15 protein-coding genes are annotated in these 17,156 nt (G+C 69.8%); 6 read left to right on the top strand and 9 right to left on the bottom strand.

The window, feature by feature from the left end:
* Nucleotides 1-55: 55 nt before the first annotated feature.
* The 6 genes from ACWZHB_RS03110 to ACWZHB_RS03085 are packed head-to-tail and all read left to right on the top strand — an operon-like array spanning nucleotide 56 to nucleotide 7,803.
* Nucleotides 56-700 (top strand): hypothetical protein, encoded by a 645-nt coding sequence (locus ACWZHB_RS03110; protein WP_427906424.1) that lies wholly within the window; start codon nucleotides 56-58, stop codon nucleotides 698-700.
* A 45-nt stretch (nucleotides 701-745) separates the two neighbouring features.
* Complete coding sequence (locus ACWZHB_RS03105; protein ID WP_427906423.1) at nucleotides 746-1,747, top strand: TRM11 family SAM-dependent methyltransferase; 1,002 nt, start codon at nucleotides 746-748, stop codon at nucleotides 1,745-1,747.
* Nucleotides 1,744-4,263: a type IV secretory system conjugative DNA transfer family protein gene (locus ACWZHB_RS03100; protein ID WP_427906422.1), complete on the top strand. Its 2,520-nt coding sequence runs from the start codon at nucleotides 1,744-1,746 to the stop codon at nucleotides 4,261-4,263. The genes ACWZHB_RS03105 and ACWZHB_RS03100 overlap by 4 nt, the downstream gene beginning before the upstream one ends.
* Nucleotides 4,264-4,300: 37 nt before the next feature.
* Entirely contained in the window at nucleotides 4,301-5,332 is a 1,032-nt protein-coding gene (locus ACWZHB_RS03095) for a replication-relaxation family protein (protein ID WP_427906421.1), read from the top strand.
* 7 nt (nucleotides 5,333-5,339) lie between these two features.
* Complete coding sequence (locus ACWZHB_RS03090; protein WP_427906420.1) at nucleotides 5,340-6,344, top strand: C40 family peptidase; 1,005 nt, start codon at nucleotides 5,340-5,342, stop codon at nucleotides 6,342-6,344.
* A gap of 28 nt (nucleotides 6,345-6,372) precedes the next feature.
* Entirely contained in the window at nucleotides 6,373-7,803 is a 1,431-nt protein-coding gene (locus ACWZHB_RS03085) for a cutinase family protein (protein ID WP_427906419.1), read from the top strand.
* Between the two features lie 96 nt (nucleotides 7,804-7,899).
* Here ACWZHB_RS03085 and ACWZHB_RS03080 read toward each other — a convergent pair whose 3' ends face one another.
* The 9 genes from ACWZHB_RS03080 to ACWZHB_RS03040 all read right to left on the bottom strand — a co-directional run bounded on the left by ACWZHB_RS03080 (nucleotide 7,900) and on the right by ACWZHB_RS03040 (nucleotide 17,087).
* Nucleotides 7,900-8,316: a hypothetical protein gene (locus ACWZHB_RS03080; protein WP_427906418.1), complete on the bottom strand. Its 417-nt coding sequence runs from the start codon at nucleotides 8,314-8,316 to the stop codon at nucleotides 7,900-7,902.
* A 93-nt stretch (nucleotides 8,317-8,409) separates the two neighbouring features.
* Nucleotides 8,410-9,318 (bottom strand): hypothetical protein, encoded by a 909-nt coding sequence (locus ACWZHB_RS03075; RefSeq protein WP_427906417.1) that lies wholly within the window; start codon nucleotides 9,316-9,318, stop codon nucleotides 8,410-8,412.
* 319 nt (nucleotides 9,319-9,637) lie between these two features.
* On the bottom strand, nucleotides 9,638-9,943 hold the full coding sequence (locus ACWZHB_RS03070) for a hypothetical protein (RefSeq protein ID WP_427906416.1): 306 nt from the start codon (nucleotides 9,941-9,943) through the stop codon (nucleotides 9,638-9,640).
* Between the two features lie 53 nt (nucleotides 9,944-9,996).
* Nucleotides 9,997-10,314, bottom strand: a complete 318-nt coding sequence (locus ACWZHB_RS03065; protein WP_427906415.1) for a hypothetical protein — start codon at nucleotides 10,312-10,314, stop codon at nucleotides 9,997-9,999.
* 126 nt (nucleotides 10,315-10,440) lie between these two features.
* The gene (locus ACWZHB_RS03060; protein WP_427906414.1) at nucleotides 10,441-12,234 is read right to left on the bottom strand and encodes a VWA domain-containing protein; all 1,794 of its coding nucleotides are present in this window, start codon (nucleotides 12,232-12,234) and stop codon (nucleotides 10,441-10,443) included.
* Nucleotides 12,235-12,279: 45 nt separating this feature from the next.
* On the bottom strand, nucleotides 12,280-12,576 hold the full coding sequence (locus tag ACWZHB_RS03055) for a hypothetical protein (protein WP_427906413.1): 297 nt from the start codon (nucleotides 12,574-12,576) through the stop codon (nucleotides 12,280-12,282).
* Nucleotides 12,577-12,635: 59 nt separating this feature from the next.
* Nucleotides 12,636-13,820: an AAA family ATPase gene (locus tag ACWZHB_RS03050; protein ID WP_427906412.1), complete on the bottom strand. Its 1,185-nt coding sequence runs from the start codon at nucleotides 13,818-13,820 to the stop codon at nucleotides 12,636-12,638.
* A gap of 738 nt (nucleotides 13,821-14,558) precedes the next feature.
* Complete coding sequence (locus ACWZHB_RS03045; RefSeq protein WP_427906411.1) at nucleotides 14,559-16,340, bottom strand: BTAD domain-containing putative transcriptional regulator; 1,782 nt, start codon at nucleotides 16,338-16,340, stop codon at nucleotides 14,559-14,561.
* A gap of 3 nt (nucleotides 16,341-16,343) precedes the next feature.
* Complete coding sequence (locus ACWZHB_RS03040; RefSeq protein ID WP_427906410.1) at nucleotides 16,344-17,087, bottom strand: hypothetical protein; 744 nt, start codon at nucleotides 17,085-17,087, stop codon at nucleotides 16,344-16,346.
* Nucleotides 17,088-17,156 lie beyond the last annotated feature (69 nt).

The following is a 17,156-nucleotide window of genomic DNA, read 5'->3' as shown; positions in this document are numbered from 1 at the left end:
GGCTTTTCGGCGGAAGTAAGCGAGTACACACCGCTCTCTCTCGTCAGGAGTCGTTATGCCCGCCAATTCCCGCCACCGCTCCACGTCTGCCCCGGTGCGCGTCCCCTCGACCCTGTGGGCGCTGGGCCCCGAACCACTCGATCCCGAGGACCGCTGGCCCGCCCCGGTCCTGGCGCAGGCGATCGCTGAGTTCTCCGAACCGGCCTCGCGGGTGATGCTGCTGGGCTGGCCCGCCCCCGCCGCCCGGGGCGCACTGCGGATCATCGAGCCCGACACCGCCACTGCTCTGGCCTCGATCGGTGAGCTGGACCGCCATGGCCTCGATGCCCCCACCGACCGGAGCTGGTCCGGGGAGCAGGTAGATCTGGTTATCGCGAGCCTGCTGGCCGAGCACGTCGACCCGAACGCCGCCGCCGACCATGTCACCTCGCTCGCGACCGAGGTGCTGCCGATGGGCGGTTTGCTGGTCGTTCTCTCCCGATGCCGACACAGCGACTCCGGGATCCTGCTGGATCCGGCCGGGTCGGTCGTGGCCGCCGCCCAGGCAGCCGATCTGCTCTACCTCCAGCACATCATCGCCGCACCCGTCAGCGGCACCACCATCACCGTCGCGCCCACCGAACCGGGCTCGTCTGCCATCGCTCGCCACGCCGTCGCGCACACCGATGCCGTCGTGTTCCTCCAGCCCTCCCATGGCTGACCCGCACCCCTCGCCCCGCCCGAACCCCTCACACGAAGGATACCCATGACTCTCGACGCCAATACCAACATCGACTCCGCGACCCCCGCACAGACCGGCCCGGCCGCACTGCCGGTGTCAGTGTGGGCGACCGCTCAGAACGCCCCTGCCGCGCAACGGCGGGGCCGGTATCACCCCGACAGCACCGCGCACCCGGCGAAGATGTTCCCCGCGATCGTCCAACACGCGGTCGAGACCTACACCCGCCCCGGGGACCTCGTGCTGGACCCGATGTGCGGGATCGGCACCACCCTCGTCGAGTCCCTGCACCTGGGCCGCCGCGCGGTCGGCGTCGAGTACGAGAGCCGGTGGGCCGAGCTGGCGCGCACCAACATCGAGCTCGCTCGCGAAGCCGGGATCGATCTCGACGCCAACGTCTACCACGGCGACGCCCGCAAGCTTGCGGATCTGATCCCGGCCGAGTTGCGCGGCCAGGCGAGCCTGGTCATCACCTCCCCGCCCTACGGCGACTCCCTGCATGGGCACGTGCGCGCCAACGGTGCTGACCCAATACGCAAGACCAACCACCGCTACGGCCAGATCCTCGACCGAGGCAACCTCGCCAACGTCGGCCTCGGCCGACTACTCACCGGGTTCACCAAGATCCTCGCCGGGGCCGCCGAATACCTCGCCCCCGGCGGACATGTCGTGATCACCGCACGGCCATGGCGTCAGCACGCCGAACTGGTGCCCCTGCCCGGCCACCTCTACACCTGCGGCGAGCTGGCCGGGCTCGTGCCGGTGGAGCGATGCGTGGCACTGCTGGGCCGCCTGACCGAGGGCGAACTCGTCGCCAGGTCGAGCTTTTTCCAACGCGACTTCGTCGTCAAACAGCGTGCTGCCGGGCTGCCGATGCACCTCATAGCGCACGAGGATGTGGTTGTTTTGGCCAAGGTCGAGACCACCAGCGCGACCGAGCGTCGCCGCACGGACGGACGTTTCCCTTTCGGCACCGCTGCGACGCTGCCGACTCTCGATGCGACCGGCCCGGGACCGGTTGCCGCGTGAATCCCGAACAGGGGTGGCTGGGCCGGGCGCTTCTCGCGCCCGGCCCCGCCCTGCGCGATCTCACCGAGTCGATCGAACAGGCCCTCGGGTTCGTCTCCGGGCTGGGCGTGGTGGCGGTTGTGCTCGCGGTGCTCGCTGCGGTACGGATTGTGGCCGAGTGGCGTCGGCGCCGGCTGAGTGCACGTGCTCGCCAGATCACCGTGCTCACCCCGCCCGAGGTCGATGCCAAAGGCGCACTCGCCTTCTGGGCGCACTTGATCGGGCAGTTGCGCCCGGCCTGGGCGCGGGTGCTGTTGGGGCAGCCGCATCTGGGGTTCGAGTACACCGTCACCCCCGAGGAGGGGGCCGCGATCCGGCTCTGGGTCCCCGGCGCGATCCCACCCGGTCTCATCGAACGCGCCATCGCTTCGGCGTGGCCCGGCGCGCACACCGACACCCTCGCCCCCGCCCGGCCGCCGCTACCGGTCGCGGCGAAGGGCCAGCGGCGGATCGTCGCCGGGGGCGAGCTGCGGCTCGGACGGCGTGAAGGACTCCCCTTGAGTACTGATCACTCGGGTGATCTCGTGCGCGACCTGATCACCGCCGCCGACGACCTGGGCCCCGGCCAAGCCGCGTGCGTGCAGGTCCTCGCCCGGCCGGTCACCGGCCGCCGAGTCGCCCGAGCTACCCGCGCCGCGGCGAGCACCGGCGCCTCGGCCGGTGTCGTGGTGGGGTTGCTGCGCGAGGCGCTGAATCTGCTCACCCCCGCCACGACCACCGCCCGAACCACTCGCGCCGGGGGTGGCAGCGACGGCCGGGGCAGCGACCGGCAAGCCGTGCTGGAGTACAGCGCCGCCGCCCGCGCGGCGGCAGCGAAAGCGCGTGGCGCGCACTGGGAGACCGTAGTCCGCTACGCCGCCTCGATCCCGGTCTCCGATGATCCCGACGACGCCAACCTTAGGTCGCAGGCGCGAGCGGTGGCACGCGGGCGGGCCGACGCCCTCGCCACCGTGTTCGGGGCGTGCACCGACCACAACTTCTACCGGCGGCGTCGTCGCCTGCGCCTTGCGTGGTTGATCCGGCAGCGGCGTCTCGGCCGGGGGGACGTGCTGTCGGTGCCCGAACTCGCCATGATCGCGCACCTGCCCACCGACACCGGGCTACCCGGCCTGCAACGGGCCGGAGCCCGCGCCCTGTCTCCCGCCCCGGAGATACCGGTCGGTGGCGAGTTCACCAAGCCCCTCGGGATGGCCGACACCGGAACTCGCCGCCCGGTCGCGGTCAAAATCTCCGACGCCCGACACCACCTGCACATCCTCGGCCCGACCGGTGTCGGCAAGTCAACGTTGTTGGCACGCACCATCCTCGACGACGCCGACGCCGAGCGCGGGGTGATCGTCATCGACCCCAAAGGCGACCTCGTCACCGACGTCTTATCCCGCCTGCCTTCCCGCATGGCCGATCGCGTGGTGCTCTTCGACGCCGACTCCTCCACCCCGCCGCCGTGCGTCAACCCCCTCGACATCGACCGGATCGGACGCGCGGGAATGGATCTCGCCGTCGACAACCTCGTCACCGTCTTCCACCGGATCTTCCACCAATGGTGGGGACCACGCACCGACGACATCATGCGCGCCAGCCTGCTCACACTCTGCGCACAACCCGGCACCGCCACCCTGGCCGACCTACCCCGACTGCTCACCGAACCCGCCTTCCGCGCCCGGGTCACCCGCACCACCAAAGACCCCGTCCTGCGCGGGTTTTGGGACAGCTACGAGACCCTCTCCGACACCGGCCGCGCTCAGCTCACCGGCCCCTTGCTGAACAAACTGCGAGCGTTCCTGCTGAGACCATTCGTGCGCTCGGCCATCGCCGGAGGACCCTCGACCGTCGAGTTCGCCGACATCCTCGACAACGGCGGCATCTGCCTCGCCCGACTACCCAAAGGCTCACTCGGCGAAGAGACCTCACGGCTGGTCGGGTCGCTGCTCGTGGCACGCACATGGCAGGCAGTGACCGCGCGGGCCCGGGTGCCCGCCGCTGACCGGCCCGACGCCGCGCTAGTGCTGGATGAGGCGCAGAACTTCCTCAACCTATCGACGCCGATCGAGGACATGCTCGCCGAAGCCCGCGGACTGCGCCTGTCGCTGTTGCTGGCCCATCAGAACTTGGGCCAGCTCTCCCGGGAGTTGCGTGACGGGATCTCGGCGAATGCCCGCAACAAGATCGTCTTCGCCGTCAGTCCCGATGACGCACGCGACCTGGCCCGCCACACCGAGCCCTGGCTGTCCGAGCACGACCTGTCTCACCTGGACGCCTTCCACGCCGCCGCCCGCCTGCTGGTCGACGGCCGCAACGCCCGCCCGTTCACCCTCACCACCCGGCCCCTGGACCCGCCGATCCCGGGCCGTGCCCGTGAGATCGCCGCCGCCGCCCGAGCCCGCCTCACCGCACCCGCACCCCCGCACAGCGGCACACCGCACCGCGATCACGACGAGCGGCCCGATCGCCCACAGCGCGACCCTCGCCACTCCTGACCGCACCGCGCCCGTACTGAGAAAGGTTGCGTCACCGATGATCTCGCGTCCCGACCAACAAACCGACACCCGCCGACCCCGCCCCGAGGCCCGGCCCGCCCGGACCCGGCCGCTCGACATCACCGCACTCGTCGCGCGGCTGACCGAGCGCGACCGCTGGGTCCTGCGGATGTTGCACGAACACCGCGTCCTGACCACCAACCAGCTCGCCGCACTCGCCTTCCCTACCCCTGCCATCGCGTTGCGCCGTCTCACCTTGCTGCACCGCTATGGCGTCCTGGAACGGTTCCGGCCCTTACGCACCCGGGGCAGCGCGCCCGTGCACTGGGTCCTCGCGCCCGGTGGAGCCGCCGTCCTCGCCGCCGAGGCCGGGATCAGCGTGCGCGAGCTCGGCTACAACCACCAGCGCGCCCTCGCCATCGCCCACAGCCTGCACCTGACCCACACCCTCGGCGTCGCCGAATGGTTCACCACCCTGATCGCCCACGCCCCCCGAGACCAGCGCGGCAACCAAGCTCAGGTGCAGGCGTGGTGGTCGCAGACCCGCTGCCAGCGTCTGTGGGGAGACCTCGCCCGCCCCGACGCCTTCGGCCGCTACACCTACGCCGAAACCACGCTGGACTTCTTCCTCGAATACGACCTCGCCACCACCACCGCCCCTGCCCGGGTCGCGGCCAAGTTGCACGGATTCGCCGAGCTGGCCCGCACCACCGGCGTCATCACCCCCGTGCTGCTGTGGGTACCGACCACGATGCGCGAAGCGAACACTCGCGCGGCACTGCGCCGGACCTGGAAACGGCTCCCCGACCCCGACGCCGTACCTGTCGCCACCGCCGCTGCCGAACTCCTCACCCCGAGACCCGAAGCCAGCCCCGCCGAACACGTGTGGCTGCCACTGGACACCGACACCGACACCGACCGCAAGCGCCTGCACGAGCTCCCCGCTCTCTGGCCACGGCGAATCCCACCTGCCACCAGCGTCGACTCCGAGGAACCCGCGCCCTCGCTGAACGGGCTCGTCGTCCTCGCACCACCGCCCCCGCAGCCACCGGCCTCCGAGCACTGGTGAGGTAGCGATGCTGGTCAAGGCACTCGCAGCGGGATTCGCGGGGTTCGTGTTCCTCACGATCGTCATCGCGACAGTGGTCACCACGGTCGTCGTGTTCGACCACGCGCTCACCGCGCCCGCCCCGGGAGCTTCGACCGGCACCGGGTCGTCCCCGAGTACCGAAGCCCAACAAGACATCCCGGCCGAGATGCTCGTGCTGTATCAGGCCGCTGCCGGGGACTGTCCTGGGCTGGACTGGTCGGTGCTCGCCGCGATCGGCAAGATCGAAACCGACCACGGTCGCTCCACGCTGCCGGGAGTGTCCTCGGGCGAGAACGCTTCGGGGGCGGGCGGGCCGATGCAGTTCCTCGCCGCCACCTTCGACTCAGTCGTCGCACGGCATCCCCTGCCCGCTGGTGGTTCGAGCCCGCCCTCGCGCTACAACCCCTCCGACGCCATCCACGCCGCCGCGTTCTACCTCTGCGACTCCGGCGCACCCGACGACATGTACAACGCGATCTTCGCCTACAACCACGCCGACTGGTACGTCCGTGACGTCCTCGCCCAGGCCGCCCGCCACCGCGCCACCGACACCACCTCCGGCGGCGACTGCCACACCACCTCACCATCGAACCCGAACGCCGCGCAGGTGATCTCCTTCGCCTGCGCCCAACTCGGCCTCCCCTATGTGTGGGGCGGCAACGGACCCGACGTGAACGGCGGCTGGGACTGCTCCGGACTCACCCAAGCCGCCTACCGCGCCGCCGGAATCTCGATCCCACGCACCACCTACGACCAGATCCACACCGGCACAACGGTTTCCGAGGACCAACTCGCCCCCGGCGACCTGCTCTTCTACAGCACCGCAGGCGACGTCCATCACGTCGGCATCTACCTCGGCGGCGGCCAGATGGTGCACGCCCCCACCTTCAACGAGCCGGTCCAGGTCTCGCCCTACCGCTGGCCCGGCGACGACTACTACGCCGCCACCCGACCAACACCCGCCCACGACGACTCCCGCGCCACCTCCTGATCACCCCTTGCACGGACGGAGAACCCTCATGCACCACAACCACACTCAAACCACCCGCCGCGCCGCATGTATGGCACTGTGCGCGGCCGTCGCCGCGACCACCGTGACCGCCGGTGTCGCTGCCGCAGAACCCACACCGGGCCGCAACGGGGCGCAGTGCCCGCGCTGGACCACACTGCTGGTGCCGGGCACCTACGAGACAACCCCCACCGCCACCGGGCAGGCCATGCCCGGGATCCTCACCCAGCTCGGGCAATCACTGACCACCCGCTACGGCAGCGACATCGAGGTCCGCACGCTCGCCACGACGACGACCGGTGCCGGTTCGGTGAGCGGAGCAGAACTCACCGCGGCGGTCTCGGGGCTGTGCTCGGACACGCGAGTCGTTTTGGCCGGCTATGGCCAAGGCGCCGAGGTCACCGGCGACCTCGCCACCAGCATCGGCAACAGTAAGGGCCCGATCCCGGCCTCCCGAGTCGTGGCAGTCGCGCTCGTCTCCGACCCGCGCCGCGACCCCACCACCACCCAGCTCGGCAACTCGGTCGCCGGGCAAGGTGTCACCGGCTCGCGATCGCAGAGCTTCGGCGAGCTGGCCGAGCGTGTCCGCACGCTCTGCATCGAAGGCGACAGCTACTGCTCGACCACCGCCGAGTCCTCGCCGGTCCTCGCCGCGATGAACCGTGCACTCGCCGCCACCTCGGCCACATCCACTCCGGCCCCGACCACCACCGCCTCCCCCACGACCACAACCTCAGCGAAGGTCCCCACCATCACGACGAGTGCGCCGACTATGACGACCTCGACCGGGCAGCTCAGCGCGTCACAGATTCTCGCCCAAGTGGTCACCGTCCTCAACGGGCTCGCGAGCTTCACCGCGAACGTGCCCGCCATCGTCAACGACCTCGCCCAACTGCCGGGCCTGCTCACCGCAGCGGATGTGCCTGGCCTGCACCGAGTCTCCGGCGACCTCAACAACCAGTTCAGCCCGCTCGTGCAGATGGCCGCCGGACTCGACCTGCGCCTGGTCGCCCGCGCACTGAAGCTGGCCGCCCCCTTGGACACCACCGGCGCGGCAACGATCGCCGCCGAGATCGTCGGTGTCCTGGCCGGACTCGACATCTCCCGCATCGCCACCGGCATCGGCCAAGCACAAGAGATCGCCTGGACCGCCGCCGAAACCCTCGCCAAAGGCGACCCCGTCACCGCCTTCCTGGCACTGACCGGGCTGGCACCGATTGCGGCCGATCTCCTCTCGGCCACCGCCAGCGCGTTCACCGGCACCACGTTCCCCGCGCTCACCCAGACCTACAACACCGCCACCACCGGGGCCGACATCACTACCGGTACCGGCACCGCCCCCCAGGACGGCGACACGGCCGTGTTCGACGCCACCGGCTACGACACCGCCGCGCCCGTGCTGATCGACTGGATCGCCGGGTCCATCGACCGCACGAAATAGCCACCGCCACACAGTGACCCACAATGCACAGCGAGACGGCCGATGGTGCCGAGCGAATTGCTCGGCACCATCGGCCGTCTCAGTCGGTAGCCGGGGTCAGGAGATCAGGGGCGGCACGGCGCGCGGTGTGAACGCGCCCGGGGAGCCCGTAGTGCGGAACCGCCACAACGGCAACACATTCCGCATCACGTCCGACACCGGGGCCGGGGTCGCCTCGACAACCGCCCGTGCGGCGCTGTCGGCATTGGCGTAGGTGTTGCTGACCAGCGGCCCCGACAGGATCCGCACGGAACCGGTGTACGGGAAGAAGTCGCCCTCGGTCCGGTAGAGCCGGTAGCGCAGCACCACCGGCACCCACGGCACCAGAGCGGGTTGCACCGGCATGCTGAGCTCATGCACGGCCTCGGCCGCGATGTCGCGCCACAGTGCGAGGCTGTCGGGGGCCTGTCTGGAGTTGGCGAACACCCGGTACAGGGATGGGGCCAGGATGGCGGGGGTGGGAGTGACGTACATGGTTGAGCACCTTTCTCAGCAGATACATTGAGAGGCGCGGTGTCGGACTCCCCGGAGGTTCGAGCTCCGGGGATTCCGGCATCGCCCCATTTGTCAGGACGCGAGGGTGAATTTCTTGGGGACCGTGCTGGTCTGGCGAGCGGTCTCGTCTTTGGTCAGCTTGACCAGGGCGTTGTGGACCGCGCCGCTGGACCGTTCGAGGGCCTTGCCGATCTGGTGTGGAGTGAACTCCTCTCCTGGGTTGTCGCGCAGGTAGTCCTCGACCTGTCCCCGCAGCGCACCGGCGGGCAACCGCTCCAGCGTCGACTCCGCGTCGGCCGCTGCCGGTTCGGCGGGCGGTGTTGGTGCCACCGGGGCCGGTTCGGCGGGATCGTCGCCCGTGGGGGCAGCTGCCGCCGGTTCCGGTGCGCTGTCCGGCACGGGGTCGGCCGGTGCCACCTCCTCGTCGGGGTCGGCCGGGTCGAGCGAAACAGGTTCCGGCGCGGCGGGTTCCGGCGCAGCGGGTTCCGGCGGGGCAGGCTCCGCCGAGTCAGGTTCCGGGGCCACCGGTTCCGGCGCGGCGGGTACTGCCGGGCCGGGTTGCGGGTCGACCGGTTCGGCGGCGGCGGGTTCGGGCGCGGCCGGTTCCGGGGTGGCCGGTTCCGGTTCGGCGGCTACGGGTCCGGCCGGTTCGGCGACGGGTTCGGGCGCGGCCGATCCGGCGATGAACCAGGTTTTTGCGGCCCGGGGCGTTTCCGGGTCGGTGTAGGACCGCACCGCACGGGCCGATTCCCACCCCGTCAGCAGACGGCGGACCGTCGACACCGCGATCCCCGCCGTGTCGGCCAGCGCGGCGGTGGTGCTGCCGGGGTTGGTGCCCAGCGCCGCCCACAATGCCCGGGTGGCCGGTTTGCGCAGCACGGGCACCACCGTCGAACCGTATTCCGGGGCCGGTGCGGCGGTTTCGGGGACGGGTGCGGCCGGTGCCGTGGGAGCGTTCGCGGTGTTCTTCCTTTTGGACATGGGGGGATTCCTTCCAACAGTGGGTTTCGGTGAATTCGTGGTGTCCCGGCCGGGACGGAATGCCATTCCGGTCGGGGCGAATTCCCCGGAGGCGGTGGCGTTCCGGGTTCCATGGACGCTCGATACGGTGTCCGATGTCAAGCGGAACGTGAAAACAAATTCCGGTCCCGAATTCCTCTCTTCCATTTCTGGAATGCCAACGGCACGAGAGGAATTCGACTTGCGCGCAATTGTTGTGGCAGCGCGAGAGCCACTCGCGCCGACCTCGCCGCGGGCGAGTAGGCGGACCGAGCACGAGGCCGGTCGAGGGTCGTGCCCACTATGAGTCGGCCTCGGCGGACCGGGTGGCTTCGGTGGGCTGTACGTCGAGGGCCTCGCGTAACCGTCGCCCGCCGCCGGTCAGGTCGTAGTGCACGAGGTGGTCGAGTTCCCAGCTCTCAGCGCACTCGATACAGAGGGTGTAGCCGTGGTTGCAGCGGGAGGGGTTGCCCACCAGCAGGATCCGGCCGTAGGGGTCCTCGCTATCGCGCAGCCTCACCAACACGTAGGCGTTGCCGCTGAGTTTGGCTCCGGGTTTGATCACGCCGTACTCGTCGTGGCTCTGGGTGTTCTTCATCTCGCGCATGGATGTCTCCTGTTCGCGGTTCGGTATCGGGTTCGGTTGTGTCGCTGGCGTGTTCATCGAGTCAGGTGCTCGTGCAGGGGGCCGGTGGTGCGGTCGAGCCACACGCTCACCGTGTGCCCGGCGTGGCTGGCGCGCAGCCGGTTCACCGCACCGGTGGCGTAGGCGGCGATGTCGTCAGGGTGCACGAGGTGAACGCGCGGGATGGCGAGCCGGTCCGTGCTGCCGGTCACGTGCGCGACGGTGTACATGCCGCGTTCGTCGTGTGAGCCGGGGGCGTAGATGACGAACTGGTCGCCGGTGACGGGGTTGGCGGCGGCGTAGAGGGTGTCGAGTGCGGCCGTGGTGGGGATCGGGTGGGCCTTGCTCGTCATGTCGTGTCCTGTCGTCGGTGCCCGTGCGGGCGGGGTGGTGTTGGGGCGAACAGTGGGGGCGGGTGGTGGTCGCGGTCCCCGGTCCTGGTGCCCCGGGCGCGGTTTCGCGCCCGGGGCAACACGGGGCTAGGTGCCGCGCACAGCGGCAGTAGCGGCGCGGCCGATAGCGGCGGCCGTGGTGGCCGGGTCGGTGATCAGGTGCACGTTCACCCCGTTGAGCGGGTTGGGGCCGCTGTCGGCCGGTGCCAGCCACAGCACCGCGCACCCGGCGGCGCGCAGCTTGTCGAGGTGTTGCTGGGCGCGGCGTCGTTCGCTGCCGGTGTAGTGGCCATCGGAGATGACCACCAACAGCCGGGTCGCGCCCGGGTAGGCCAGATCGAGGCCACCGTTGAGGGCTTCTACCGCGATGTCGAGGGCGTGGTAGCCATCCGGGCAACTGAATTCGGTCACTCGCGCGGGTGCGGTGCCCGGGTAGGTGATCGGTTTGACCGAGGCCCCGAACGTCACGGTCGCGGTCGTAGCGGGCATGGTGGCCAGCTCCGCCGCGCGGGCGATGATCCACGCGGCCGAGGCCACGGGGGTGGCGTAGTCGCCCATCGACGAGGACACGTCGCAGGCGATGCCGACTCGCAACGGCGGTAGGGGAACGGTTTTGCGGGTGGTGCGGGTGAACGGTTCGGCGGTCGGCATCGCCCCGGCCGCGCGTTGGGCCTCCCGGGCGAGCGCGCCTCGCATCCGCAACCGGCCCGGCGGCAGCGCGGAGGTCGTTTTCACCGTGGCCCGTTCGCGGGTGGCGGCGGTGTTGAGGGCGCGAGCCAGTACCCGGGCGGCGGTGTGCTCCTCGGGGCGGGCGTCACGGGTCCGTCGTCTGCTCGCGGTCCAGGCCCGGCGCGCCCCGGAACCGAACACCTTGCCTGCTTGCGCGGCAGCGTCTTTCGCCTGTTGTTCGGCGGCCTGGCGCGCGGCCTCGGCGACCTCGGCAGGGTCTGGCTCTACCGGGGCGGCGGCGACCGCTTTGCCGACGTTGGTCACCGTGTCACCGATCGCGACCCCCAATGGCGAGGACGGTTCGGGGTCGGCGTGGGGGTCGGGGCCGACCAGGTCGAGCCAGCGCGCCCCGAGTTCGAGCATGGCGGCGGCGTCGGTGTCGGCCACGGTGTGGGCCTCGCGCCAGATCGCCCGCAATTTCTCGAGGGTGTCGGTGCCCAGGATGGCCTCGATCGCGGTGGCGGCGGGCGCGCACTCGCCATCGTCGAGGATCCCGCCGTCCAGGCGGGCCAGGATGAGGGCGGCGTTGCGAGCCGCGTGGTAGGGCACCGGGGGAATCTGGGCGGCGGCGATCGCGCCGCCGTTGTCGCCGATCACGATCTCGGTGGTGCAGGCACGCAACCAATGCCGGTCGTCGGGGCGGCGGCGTATCTGGGCGGCCTCGATCCGGGATTCCTCGAGCAGCGTCGCGGCCTCGAGGACCCCGGGGTGCGCTACCGGCGGCGCGGTCCACACCGAGTGTTGGGCGTGGGCGCACTCGTGGACCAACGCGCCCCACACCGCCGGGTACCGGTTGCGGTCGCTGGTACGTTCCGGGCGGGCAGTAGCCGGGTCGATTTTGAGGCGGGTGCCATCGATCTCGATGGCACCCCAGCTCGGCACGAACGCCGCCGGGTGCCCGAAAGCGGCACCCGGGGCGATGGTGACGGTTAGGTCGTCGCGGTCAGCGATCGGCGGGGCCTCGGCGGTCATAGCCGCCGAGAGCGTGGCCCACCCGCCGGTGACAGGCACCGACGCCGAGGCGGGTGTGGGTGCCGGGGCAGCGGCAACGGCGGCGGGTGTCGAGGTGGCGGGTGCGGTTGCCGGGGCGGAGGGTGCCGTGGTGGCAGGGGCCGGGGCGGTTGTCGGGGCGGGGGCGGGTGCTGTGATCACGTGGCCGGTCATGGCGGGCAGTGCCTTTCGTGGGCGGGCGGGTAGTCAGCGGCGAGGGCGCAGGGGCATTGGTTCGAACGTGTCCGGGTCCGCGTGTAGGGCAAGGAATCGCGCCTCGTCACCGATCGCGCGCCGGGCGATCGGCGCGAGGGCGGTGACCTTGCTGATCGCCATCGAGACCCGTTCACCGCGAGGTGGGTCCTGCAGCTGTAGTCCGGCGGCGAGGTTGAGTCGCGCGTGTTCTGTCTGTCGGGCCAGCACGGCCAGCTCGTCGCGCAGGTCGCGCACGGCGACGATGTAGTCGTGAATCGCGAGGGCCTCGGTGAGGGTGCGTTCGGTCATGTCGGGGGTCCTTTCCCGGGATCAGTGGTGGTGGTGGTGGATTGAGGCGCGTTGGCAGGTCAGAAACGGGGGCCCAGAGACAGGGGCTCGTGGCTACGGCCGCACACGGTTTTCACCACGGCGGCCACGACATCGCGGTCCTCTTCCGGCGCGGCCCCTACGAGGTTGGCCAGGGCGGTGGCCTGATCGGTGGCGGCGGCGATCTTGCGGAACGCGAGCAGCTCGCGCAGCTGCGGTGCCCACCCGACCTCGCCTTTGGCCTGCCGGGCAGCCAGCTCGCGGGCTACTTTCACCGCGCGCCGTTCCACACCGAGCTGGGCGGCGAGGTCGTAGTCGCTGCCCACCTGCACCTGGAACGCGAACCGCGAGGCGAGCGCGTCCGACAGGATGGCCCCGTGCACGCCGGGGTTATGGCCTGCCACCACGAAGAAGCCGGGCTCGGCTTTGATGACCTCGCCGCCGTTGGCTTTGATCACGATCTCTTTGCGCCCGTCCATCGCGGGGTACACCGCTGAGAGCACGGTCGGCGGGATGAGGGTCGCGTCGTCGATGAACAGCACCCGACCCTCACGCATGGCCCGGACCATGGGCCCGTGCACGAAAACGAAAGTGCCATCTGACTTTTGGGTGTACTCGCCCACGAGATCGGCGACCGTGGTGTCCCCGTCGCCCTGCACTGTCAGCAGGTCCCCGTAGGCGGCCTCGATGAGCGAGGTCTTGCCCGTTCCGGGCGGCCCGTACAGCAGCACCGGAACCTCGGCCGCCCGCATCGTCACCAACACATCGACATCGGCGCGCCCGGCCAGCTGGCGCACGTGGTAGTCCTGCCCGTTCGGCCGGGCCACCGTGTTACCCGTGCGCGCCGGTGCAGCCGGGGCGGCGGCAGTGACCGGGGCCGGTTTGGCGGTTTTCGGTGCCCGGGGGCGGCGGGTGGCCGGTTTCGCCGCCGTACCCGCCGCCGGGGTTGCCGGGGCCGGTGCGGTGGCAGCGGTGGCGGTGGCGGTATTGGCGCGGTAGCGGCGCGGGGTGGCCGAAGTACGGTCGGCGTGCCCGGCTGCGGCCAGTGACTCGAGGGCGTTGCCAACCGCCCCGGAGGATCGGTTGAGACCCTTGGCGATTTCGCGGGGGGACTGTTCGCGGCCCGGGTCGGCGGCCAGTGCAGCGGCAACCATGCGCCGCAATTCCCCGTTGGGCAGACGACCGGCGGCCGGTGCAGTGGTGGCGGTGGCGGGTGTGGTGGGCATTGCAACTCCTGGAAAATCAGTTCCGAATTCGTGCGCCGTTTCGGCATAGGTGCGGCACGGCGGCCATTCGGATTTCTGCGAATTTCCCGGCGAATTCCGGGGACGGTTCGACGCTAGCTCGACCTCGAACGGGCTCGCAACCCCAAAAGTGCGCGAATTTCCCGGAATTATTCCGGACAACGGCGAGCCCGGCAGTGCAATACGGACATGAAATGCGCACAGTAATGCTTAGGCGCGACAACCAGCTGCCGACCAAATGAATGGAAAGGAATCAAAAGATAAAAGACGAATGATAAAACGGGGAAGGAATCGGAATGGATCAGCAGGAGCAGGACACGAACCGGATGCCGAAGACAGGCATGGACGGACCGGCAACGCATGTCTATACAGCTTTGTGTATAGACAATCCCGGCTGCTATCCGCCCGGATAAACCGCTTCCCACCTGCCGGTCTGCCGGGCACGGGTGGGTCGTTTTGATCCGCCCACCGAGTAGGGCACGGAACCTCACCATCGAACGATGCACGGATTGATTTTCATCGAGCCACCCAGGCCGCAGAATATCCAACCCCTGAAAATTGGCAGAATTCTCCGCAGCGGAAACCTGGCCATTTCAACAACTTCGACAGAGTTTCATGATTGCCACAACCCGCCATTTTCGCCATTTCCGGAATGGCGGTAAATGCGATCACCACGTTAATCGATCGACGGCGAAACGGGAACACCCGGCCTATGTCTATCTATTTCGGGGCGTGGCGGAGACGTTCGAGGAGCTGGCGGGTTTCGAGACTCGGAGTCTGGCCGATCTCGGCGAGTGTGTGGGTCAGGAGTGTGTAGGTGCGGGTAAGTGCGGCCTTTTCGCCGAGGCGGGCATGGAGCCGGAGAATGTCTTGCCAGACCGATTCGTTGTAGGGGTCGTTCTCGACGGTTGTCTCGAGTATTCCCAAGGTGGCGTGGGGGTCGTTTTCGGTGTTGCGGGTGGCCAACCAGCTCAAGGCGTTCAGGGAGGTGCGCCGCGCTGATTCGCGCAGTGCTTCGACCCAGGTGTCGGTGAGGTCGCTGGCTAGTTCGCTGGTGGCCAGGTCCGCGATGCGGCGGGCGGCGTCGGCCTGCTCGGCGTCGTTGCTCGCGCGGCGGCGCGCGGCGACCGCGCTGGTGAAGTCCCAGTAGTCGACTCCCAGTAGCAGGTCCGACAGCTGGAGCCTGTCGTCGGCGAGGACGCTGGTGATCTGGCCACCGGTGGCGGCAGTGATCGCGGCGCGCAGGCGGCTCAACGTGTTGGCAAGCGCACTACCGCCCCGCTGGCTAGGGCGCTGGCTCCACAACCGTTCGATCAACTGTTCGCGCGGGAGTCCCTCGGGATGCAGGGCGAGCACGGTCAGCAGCTCGCGGATACGCGGCTGTAACTGCGAAGTGATCTCCACGCTCTCACCAGTTTCGGGCTTGCGCCAGAAGATCCGGGTGGGCCCGAACACCCGCAACCGCAGCGCAGGCTCGGCCGGTGTCGGCATCGGCAGCGGTGCGGAGTCCGCGATCTCGGTCTCGAGGTTAAGGCTGGACTTCGCCGCGGCGAGGTCGTCCTCACCGGTGTGGCCGGCATCCTCGGCCGCCTCGACGAGCACAGGCTCAGAAGCCGGTGGCGGAGTGCTGGGCTCGGCCGGTTCCACCAGCACTGGCTCCGGCGGCCGAGGTCGCGAGGCGGGCATAGGTCCGCCGTCGATGCTGTAAATCCTCGGCCCACCGTCGTCACGACGGCTCGGGCGGTTCTGGCGGGGCGTGTGCGGCTGGGCGAGGCGGTCGCGGCCATTGGCGCGAAGCTGGATTTCCACGTCGCTGATGATGAGGCGAGCGGGTGAGATCAGGTGCCGCCGTGTGCGGCGGCCCTTCAGGAGCGCCTGGGAAGCGGCGCGCGAGGCGGGCAAGGTACCCAGGACCGGAAACCCGATCGCGGCGGCGTAGGCGCGGTTGGCACCGATGAGCACGATCCCTCGGGGCCGTCTGCGGCGGGTGAGATCGAGGATGCGTTGCGCGGCAGGCTCGGGGTCGATGTGCTCGGCGCGCACCACGAACAGGCAGGCATCGGCAGCGGCGATGACCGGATGCGCGGGCGAATCCGGCTCGGGCACACCACAATCGGCGAACACGGTCGCCACGAGTGCCCGCCAGCTGCCATGCGGATCAGTGAGCAATTCGGCGGCTGGAAGGGCTCGCGTGGGGTCGTGGTGTGGTGGCGCGGCAAGCAGCGCTTCGCCGCCGGGCAGTCGCTGCACATGCCGCGCCAGGATGTCCGGGGTGATGGGTTCGCCGGGGTTGGTCCTGCGGGCCATGCTCCCCAGCCCGAGATACGGGTCAGCGCCGACCATCTCGGCGAGCTGCCCACCCAACGGGTCGGCTTCCACGATCAGGGCGGTCTCCGGGCCGGGCCAGGAGTGGGCGAGTGCGACGGTGGTCGTGGTGGTTCCGGCGCGGGGGCTCAGTCCAGCGACGGCGATCAGTAGTGGCGCCTGTGAGCCTGTTCTCATGCCCTATCCCCGTTTCTGGAAGTTGGAGATCAACAGCGCGGTGCCGGTCTCGGCGGGTCGGGTGTTGATCAGCTGGAGGTAGTCGATGCGTTTGCGATCCGGGTGCAGCTCGGCGATGTGAACGTTCGCGGTACTCGGGGTGATCGGGGTGATCGCCACACAGTGCCGGGTACCTGGCGGGATGCTCGCGATCCCCGCGGCGAGAGCCTCAGCGGTGATGCCAGTCTCGGGCCCGAGCAGTCCCGTCGCCTTCCCGGCATCGCGATCGATGTAGTAAGCCGCTTCGAACGAGGCAATCAGCCCTTCCACAGTGCTCGGGTCACCGGCGCGGTCGGTGACCACCGTGCCCGAGAGCCCGGCGCAGGGACCCTGTGCCGTCGTGGTTGGGCTCGGCGGTGCGGCGGTGGCCTGCACCTGCTGGCCGGTATCTCCGGTGTCGCCGGTCCCGACCGTCAGGACACCGGCCAGCAGGGCGACGGTGGCCGCTAGGGCGGCCCAGGCTACGACCGGCATCCGGTATCGAATGCCGGTCCACCATCCAGACATCGTGTCGATGGCGGCCGTGCCGGGAGGGTCACCGAGTGCGACGAGCCAGTCGTCCTCGGGCGAGGGTGACTGGTCGGGTTCGTCGACGTCGGGGCCGGTGTCCTGGCCAGCAATGTTGTGGAGGTCGGGTTGGGAGTGGGGTAGCTCGACCCATGCTTCGGCGTCGCCGTCATCGGGTGGATTTTGGGGGTACCTCGCCATTCAGCTCGCCTCGGATCGGGAAAGGCTCCGGGGGCCTGCCCGCACCCCGGAGGGGTGGGGCGCGGGCAG

Source organism: Nocardia sp. FBN12 (assembly GCF_054031145.1).
Note: the sequence above shows the minus strand (reverse complement) of the source record. Positions and strands in the feature narration are given on the sequence as shown.